Origin of the sequence: Leptolyngbya sp. AS-A5, from assembly GCF_039962495.1 — a bacterium.
GTDB lineage: Bacteria > Cyanobacteriota > Cyanobacteriia > Leptolyngbyales > Leptolyngbyaceae > Leptolyngbya.
On record NZ_JAMPLL010000040.1, the window covers coordinates 23,251 to 30,901 of the forward strand.

Here is a 7,651-nt window from a genome sequence, read left to right on the forward strand (position 1 = left end):
TCGGAAATCAATACCGTACTTTGAATTTAGCTAGCTTCCACGTCTTTCCATCCACCCCACGGTCTCTTCCAGCCCTGGGTCTTCTGCCGGTATAGCGTGATTCTTAAGGGGATTGGCGATCGCGTTTTGGAAAACATGACCGACAATTCCCGCTTGATCATCTCCCACGTCCTATTCGTGTTTTTCTGAGTTTCCTGGTAAGAGCGCCTGCCGTCGAGCAAGAAGAGACGGCTGAGGTATTCCAGTAATGACTCTGCTGTTACAGGCTGACTTCGGAAGCCGATGTAGCCATCTGGACGAATCAGATAGAGTGACGCTCCGCTAGCGCTATACTTCTTGTGCAGCGTGCCTGGCTCATCCTGCAACACCGAACCGTTCCAATCCAGTTTCTGCGGTGTTTTATCAGTACTGACAATGATGTGAGTTTTCACCCTGTTTCCAAGTAACGCTTCTATTTGATGCGCTATTTTCACAAGGTTTGTGCGTTCTGCTTCTGAATAGTTCAGTCCCGCGAACAACAACAGACTGAAGTGCGTCCCGCGAAACTCCTCGAATAGGCTGATTTCCTCATGAGATGCCGCCCGAATACACGTTCCGTTTGGGGCTCGATCGCCTGCTTGAGGTCCCAGTTGCCAAGTGAGCCAATTTCTCGGACTGAACCTCTGACTTCCCCAGTAGGAGCGAGAGAGCGATGATGTGCGGTAATGGATGAAGAGTTGCGATCCCCGTCGAGTTAAATAGCTCTGAACTGAGTCTAAGGTCAGGACACGCTCACGCAAGAATTGCATCATGGGATGATTGGAAACTAGGACTTTCGTGTTCGCGTCCGTCTGAGCAAGTACTCGTTGGGCAATGGGCAAGCGTTCCGCTTGATAGGTATTCAGCAGGTGCTCAGGAGACTGTCCCGTAATCACAAGCGCCAATTTCCAGGCAAGATTGTAGGCATCCTGAATTCCGGTGTTCATTCCCTGCCCGCCAAAGGGACTGTGAATGTGGGCAGCGTCGCCAGCTAGGAATACCCGTCCAATCCGATAGAGATCGACCATGCGGCGGTTGATGGTGAAGTTAGACAGCCAGGTCGGATTGCTGAGGGTTGTCTGGGTGTCGCCAGTACGTTCCCGAAAAAGTTGCTGGAATAACTCCAGCGACAAAGGCGGTACCGTTTCTCCATCCACAACCGCGAAGACACGCCACAGTTGGCTGTTGGGCAAGGGAATGATGCTAAACATGCCCTCTGCCGGGAGCCAGGTATGCGAGCGATCGTGCTCTCGCTGCCAATCCAGTTCTACATCTGCCAGGAGAAACTTTTCCTCATAGGTGCTGCCTTCGAATTTAACCCCCAAGGCTTTCCGCACCTGGCTATGGGCACCATCACAACCAACGAGCCAGAATGTCTGGATTTCCTCGGTTTTGCTTCCATCATCAGGGTGATTGATCGTAACGGCTACTTGGGAGCCAGTATCACGGAAGTCCACTAGCTCACAGGCCCATTCAACCGCACCCCCCAACTGATGCAGTCGCGTGGTGAGCACTCGTTCGACGTTAACCTGCGGTGTAATCCAAATCTGGGGGTAGGGTGTATCTAGCTTCTGCATCCCTGCCGTGCTGAGTGCCAGGAGCAAGCGATCGCCGTCATAGAAGTTGGCATCAAAGACAGGGCCTCCGGTAGATAATACTTGGTTGATGAGGCCCATCGTATCGAACAGTTCCAGGGTGCGGGGCTGGATTCCTAATGCACGGGAGGTTGTTGCAGGTGCCGGAGCTTTATCAATGATGCGACAACTTACCCCACGTCGAAGTAGTTCACAGGCAAGAGTGAGTCCGGTTGGACCAGCACCCACAATTAACACATTCGTTTGGCTTTGCAATGCTGTGTTCATAGTAGCCTCTCAATCTGAAGGTGCTTGAGATTTTGAATTCTCTACCAAACTTCGATCCTGAAAGCCGTAACTGGTTAGTAAAGCCAGCTTTGATACTGGGGATGGGTATGCCTCATATCCTCATACAGCCAAACCATTCGGTCAATAAACCACAACTTACTTAAGTAAACAATGGCACACCCTAGGAGAGCGAAACAGTTATCCAGTGCAAGCAATCCCCAAATCACAAATGCCATACCAACGGTTGAAACCAAATTCAGAACGTTGGGAATCTGCTGATGGTGTGAAGGAACCGGAACCGTATCTCGATTCAACCAGACTCGTTCGCCCAATACCCCTTTAGAGGCCCAATGATTAGTGGATTGAGGTTTCGCAAAGATACGGGGATTGATCCACGTCCAGAGCAGGGCGATCGCGATAGGGGCCAACGACCACCAGCCCAGCCAGGTACGGCTCCAGACTGCCAGAATCAGAATCGGCAGGACAGTGAAGCGAGTCCAAAAACTCCAGGGATTGGCATGACGTGTCCAGGTTTCCTCATCCATGTGAAATGTGTTGGCAATCTTGCGTTCTAAAGTCATTGCTAGTGTCCTCCTCAAAGTCGAAGATTCTCTTCTAACGGTATTGTCAGCTTAACCCGGATGTAGAATAATCGTACTGGTTTAACTGAGTTCGCAACTTCTTGTTCATATATTTCCGTCATCGCTTCCCTAGCGAAATCATCAGTGATTGTGTTTGGCTTTACTACACTTTCCCACTCAGCTAGCGAGACATCGAGAAAATGATGCTGGTCGCCTAGGGCGTGGTGAAGCCACCTCGATGCCGCGTTGGCGTTCGAATCGATTCGAGAATGATGCCAGAAATTCGGACAGCAATTCGCCAATCAACTGCGGCGCAAAAGTTGCTGCGTAGAATTGAGCAGGGCTGAATGTTCAAGGAATAGCATGCTTAATTTTGAACATACACGGTTAACTTGACAATGCCCCCAGATGTTTAGTGAGTCCCAGTTATGAATCAGTCCTACCTGCATGGCAATGCTTTTTGTCTTCGTTTCAGAGGCTTCTAATTTTTGTATCTAGGAACCAGAATTTCGGTTGGATATTTTGCCCCCTTCAACATGAGTTCGGTCACGACTGCATAAGCTTCACTCCATGCCTGCTCAGTGTCAGGTGTCCATGCGCTTCCTAGGCAAGAGGAAAGCGTTTTCAATAATGTACTACCTACCACTGGGTAATGTTCCGGCAACACTCCATACTGAATATGACGAGTTCCTAAACCTTCAAGTGCCTTCGTCAAAGCATCGGGGTTGCGGAGACTGGCTACGACTAAAACAAGCGATTTGAAGAGCTTCTTTGCTTGTTCTTCCATATGAGTGTTTGCAAAAAGTGGCTTGATCTCTGGATAGTCTGTAAATAGATTTGTGTAGAAGTGAGTCGTGAAATCAAGTTCCTGTTCTCTAATCTGTGCAAAGCTGGACTCTAACAATTCAACACTTAAAGACATACAGCATTTCCTGTAGCTAACTGTTCATAGTTTGTCAAACTCAGATGAATTAATCTATGAGGTAGCTCATAGAGACAGTGTAGAAATTTCAGCGGATTGAATTCAAATCTTACAAAGACGCTGCTATGCCCTAGGTCTAGCTAACTCCAGGTTCGCTGCAATATTCCTCCTACTGGCTGCAATCCTTCAACCATCACAGCACACTGCTTGCAGACTCAAAGGGGGCGGGTAAGGAAGGGGTATCAGAAGCAGCGAGGCGACATAGATTGTCGATCGCTCTGCGTTTGTCTCTTGGAGATGAAGCAGACGCATTTCAGAACTGAGGTACCTCATATTGACGATCGCAATCGTTTGTCAAAATTGAAGTAGAAGCGAAGAAGATTGAACTTATGTTGCTCAAAACTCAACCCGTTTCCAAACTCGAAAAGCTTGCCAAACTTTACTTAGAGGGAAAGCCCGCTAAAATTTCCCCAGAAATCCAACAAGAACTATGTGACTGGTTAATGCAGCAGTTTCGTCAAACTCCAGTCAATCCTCAGTTCTCCGATTATCTCCGCTATGAAAACGCAGATGAAGTGTTTGCGGATATTGAACAAGGTCATCTTTGGGTTTCGGCAGAGGAAAGCTATGACGTTTCCATCTATCCGAATCCGTTTTATGGCTTTGCGTTTCTTGTCATGCACGACTACGACCATTACATCACTGGCGGCGATTGGAGCTTAGAAGGAGAAATTAAAGCTTACAAAGCGGCTGCCTCACGCGCGCCCAATTTAGAGATTCAGAAAATTCTCTATTCTCAAATTGTGCTTCGAGCTGCTGCTTATATCTATCTCGGACACGCACCCGAACCAAAAACTGTGTTTCCTTAGTGCCGAGCATTATCTCTCTGCTTGATACTCACAACACCCCAAACCAAAAATCGAGCAAAAGGGAGCGCTAATTCGACGTGAATTTGACAGAAGCTTTCGACCGCTCAAACCGAAGCAGGAAATTTCGTCGAACTTCTAGGAAACAAATTTGTTTCTTTCGCCCTTCCCATAGGCCCGCCTTTGTTGGAGACTCACGTTCATTCGTCTTGTGATCAAATTTAGTCTGAATAGTTTTTAATCAAATAGGCTAGGTTAAAGTTTGCGTCCTTACGAAAGGCAAACATGAAAGCCACGATCGAGCAGCTCACCCGCGTCTCCATATTTGCGAATCTCCTGCCGGAACAGCTTGCTCAACTGCAACCCGATGCAACGATGCAGCAGTATCAAGCGGGCGAAACCATCACGCAGGAAGGTGATTCGCTCCCTGCGGCATTGTATGCCCTCGTTGATGGAAGGCTGCGCGTGGTGAAAACAGCGACAACCGGGAAGGAAACGATTCTTCGCACCTTGAATACAGGAGACATTTTTGCGGCTCCAGCCCTGTTTGGGAATCAGATTGCACCCGCAACAGTCATTGCAGAAGACTCAGTGCAGGTGCTGACCGTCAAGCGAGAGGCGTTACTCAAGGCAATTCAGGCGAATCCAGAAATTGCACTCCAGATGATGGCAGTGTTCAATCAACGACTGCAACAACTGCACGACATCGTCCATGGATTAGTGTCTGAACGGGCAATCGTTCGTCTTGCTCGATTGATTCAGACGACCGCGATCGAGCAGCATATCGATCTCGATCGGCCTGGAGCCGATGTTGAATTACAGTCTCACTATCACATTGCACGGAGAATTGGCATTACCTACGAAGAATGTGTTCGACTGTTCAAACAGCTTCAGGGAGTGGTGTCTTATCGTCGAGGCGGAAAAATCACGGTAATCGACGGAGCAGCTCTCAATCAGATGGCTCATGGTTCCGCTGACTTATAGTTGACAATGCCAGAGGAGCACCAATACCTGCTTGGGGCGTAGCTCTTAGCACTTTTGTCAGTCAACCAGAGTTTAACGCAGTAACTCTAAAACGGCTTGCAACAATGCCTCTGGATCAACAGGTTTAGCAAGATGTTTTTGAAACCCCGCAGCCATTGACTGTTTTTGATTCATCTCCCCAGCGTAGGCTGTTAGGGCAATCGCCGGAATCTGTCCACCTTGTGCAACAGGAAGTTTGCGAATTCGTTGCAGCAATGTGTATCCATCTACCTGCGGCATGGCAATATCCGCAACGATTAAGTGAGGCTTTGATTGTTGCAGCTTTTTTAGTGCCTGCATTGCTGAAGAGACAGCAACGACCGTCGTCCCGACCTGCTCTAGGATGAACTGAACGAGTTCAAGATTATCGGCATCATCATCAACTGCTAGAACAGTTACACCTTGCAGTTGAGGGGAATTAGACATTGTGGTTGGTCTCTGAGGGGTTGAGAGTGCTACTGCCATTAAGGGAAGCATAACGGTAAAGGTTGCCCCTTGTTCCTCTCCTGCACTTGCTGCTTGGATACAGCCACCGTGCAGTTCTACCAGATGACGGGCAATTGCTAATCCTAATCCCAATCCACCAAAGGTGCGGGTTGTGGTGCTATCTGCCTGACGAAAGGTATCAAAAACATAGGGTAAAAACTCCGATCGAATTCCCTTGCCTGTATCTTCAACTTGAATCTGAGCTTGAGTTTTTGTCGTTAGTAACCGAATTCGAATTTGTCCTGCTTCAGGGGTAAATTTCACCGCATTAGACAGCAGATTCCAAACGATTTGCTGTAAGCGAGCAGCATCACCCAAAACAGTGCTGGCATCCGATTCAAACTCAGTTTGGATCTGAATCGCTTTTGCGTCAGCAGCTAAGCGAACGGTTTCGATCGCGCCTACAATGATTGTCTGGAGATCAACCGGAGCAGAATTGAGACTGAGTTTGCCTTGCAAGATGCGAGAAATATCCAGGAGGTCATCAATCAGCTGAATTTGTAAGCCAGCATTCCGCTCAATGGTTTCTAAAGCTGTAATGGCCCGACGCTCATCAAGCTTGCCCTGCTTCAGCAACCGTGACCAACCCAGAATCGGGTTCAAGGGCGTTCGTAATTCATGGGACAGGACCGCTAAGAACTCATCTTTAATTCGATTGGCGGCTTCAGCTTGTTCTCGCGCTTCCCGTTCCTGTGCGAGTAACTGCAACCGCTCTGCTTCGACACGCCTACGATCGCTGATATCATGCATTGTGACAATTGCTAGCACCATATTTCCCTGTTTGTCGTAAACGGGAGTGCCGCTAAAGTTGCCAATCCAATGGGTATTGGTATCCAGTCGATGCACATTAATTTCGTAGTTGCGATAAGTCTCACCTTGTAAGACCCTTGCCAAAGGCCATCTTTCTAGCGAGATAAAGTTACCCTGTAAATCATGTCCTTCAAACGTATCGGGAAACTCGTGCAGATGTCGTCGGACTTGCTCAACGGAGTCATATTCATGCAGAGCTAAAGCGGCTGGATTGAACAACAGCACATTTCCTTGAGCATCACTAACCAAGAGCCCCTCGGTCATACTGTTTACGACGGCTTCAAACTGCCTGAGGCTGGTTTCTAGCTGTTGCAGCAGCTGCTCCCGTTCCATTTCTAACTGCTTGCGATCGGTAATGTCTTCATTCATGCCCACCATGCGCAGCCGGTGGCCTTCAGCGTCGCAATAGACTCTTCCCTTGGCAGCAATCCAGCGCACACTACCATCAGGACGAATAATGCGGAACTCATTATTTAAGTCTGTACGGTTTTCTACCGCATGTAAGACTTCCCGCTCTGCCTGAGCGCAATCATTGGGATGAACGGCTTGCCTCCAATGCTCAAATTGACCTGCAAAACTACCCGGAGGAAACCCATAGAGAGCTTCCTCTTCAGCCGTCCAGAACACTTCATTCGGTATTGTCAACTTAACCGGAGATGTTCAAAATTGAGCACAATTATCCCGCAATCGCTAGGTTCGCTCAATTTACGCAGCAGTTTGCAAGCAAGCGACTTCTCGCCAATCTTGAAATCGTTGGCGCAGTTCTTGGCGATAGCGGGGTGCAGTCAGTTGATGTTGCTTGGGGTGGAAGTGATCTCGAATCGGTCCAAAGGCTGAGAGAAATCGTTGGGCTTGCCTTGGGGATTTGAATCGTCGCATTCGGCGTTCTCGCACTCGTGTCGATTGATGCGAATTCTCCGCTCGGTTGTTTAACCCCTTGTGCTGTCGATGCTCCACACTCGGCATCACCTGCTTCTTTGCCGCTTCGTAACTCTTCAGCTTGTCGGTGACTATCACGCGTGGCACAAACCCTTGTTTCTTCAAAAGCTTACGGAACAATCGCTTCGCTGCCTCTGTGTCTCG

7 protein-coding genes are annotated in these 7,651 nt (G+C 48.6%); 2 read left to right on the forward strand and 5 right to left on the reverse strand.

Annotation, left to right across the window (positions count from 1 at the left end; translation table 11 throughout):
* Positions 1 to 26: 26 nt before the first annotated feature.
* From NC980_RS23515 to NC980_RS23525, 3 genes are all read right to left on the reverse strand, one after another.
* Positions 27 to 1,880 carry an FAD-dependent monooxygenase gene (locus NC980_RS23515; RefSeq protein WP_190375370.1) on the reverse strand — a complete coding sequence of 618 codons (1,854 nt, stop codon included), beginning with the start codon at positions 1,878 to 1,880 and terminating at the stop codon, positions 27 to 29.
* Positions 1,881 to 1,954: 74 nt separating this feature from the next.
* Complete coding sequence (locus NC980_RS23520) at positions 1,955 to 2,461, reverse strand: DUF6653 family protein (protein ID WP_190375371.1); 507 nt, start codon at positions 2,459 to 2,461, stop codon at positions 1,955 to 1,957.
* 481 nt (positions 2,462 to 2,942) lie between these two features.
* Entirely contained in the window at positions 2,943 to 3,383 is a 441-nt protein-coding gene (locus tag NC980_RS23525; protein ID WP_190375372.1) for a globin family protein, read from the reverse strand.
* Positions 3,384 to 3,772: 389 nt separating this feature from the next.
* Between NC980_RS23525 and NC980_RS23530 the strand changes: the two genes are divergently transcribed.
* Together NC980_RS23530 and NC980_RS23535 are read left to right on the forward strand one after the other, a co-directional pair.
* Complete coding sequence (locus tag NC980_RS23530) at positions 3,773 to 4,252, forward strand: transposase (protein ID WP_190375373.1); 480 nt, start codon at positions 3,773 to 3,775, stop codon at positions 4,250 to 4,252.
* Positions 4,253 to 4,534: 282 nt separating this feature from the next.
* Positions 4,535 to 5,233 (forward strand): Crp/Fnr family transcriptional regulator, encoded by a 699-nt coding sequence (locus tag NC980_RS23535; RefSeq protein ID WP_190375374.1) that lies wholly within the window; start codon positions 4,535 to 4,537, stop codon positions 5,231 to 5,233.
* Positions 5,234 to 5,305: 72 nt separating this feature from the next.
* Here the strand turns inward: NC980_RS23535 and NC980_RS23540 are convergent, their stop codons facing one another.
* Both NC980_RS23540 and NC980_RS23545 read right to left on the reverse strand, forming a co-directional pair.
* Positions 5,306 to 7,213: a PAS domain-containing hybrid sensor histidine kinase/response regulator gene (locus tag NC980_RS23540; protein WP_190375375.1), complete on the reverse strand. Its 1,908-nt coding sequence runs from the start codon at positions 7,211 to 7,213 to the stop codon at positions 5,306 to 5,308.
* A 60-nt stretch (positions 7,214 to 7,273) separates the two neighbouring features.
* On the reverse strand, positions 7,274 to 7,651 hold a 378-nt coding region (locus tag NC980_RS23545; protein WP_190375376.1), incomplete at its 5' end, for a DDE-type integrase/transposase/recombinase.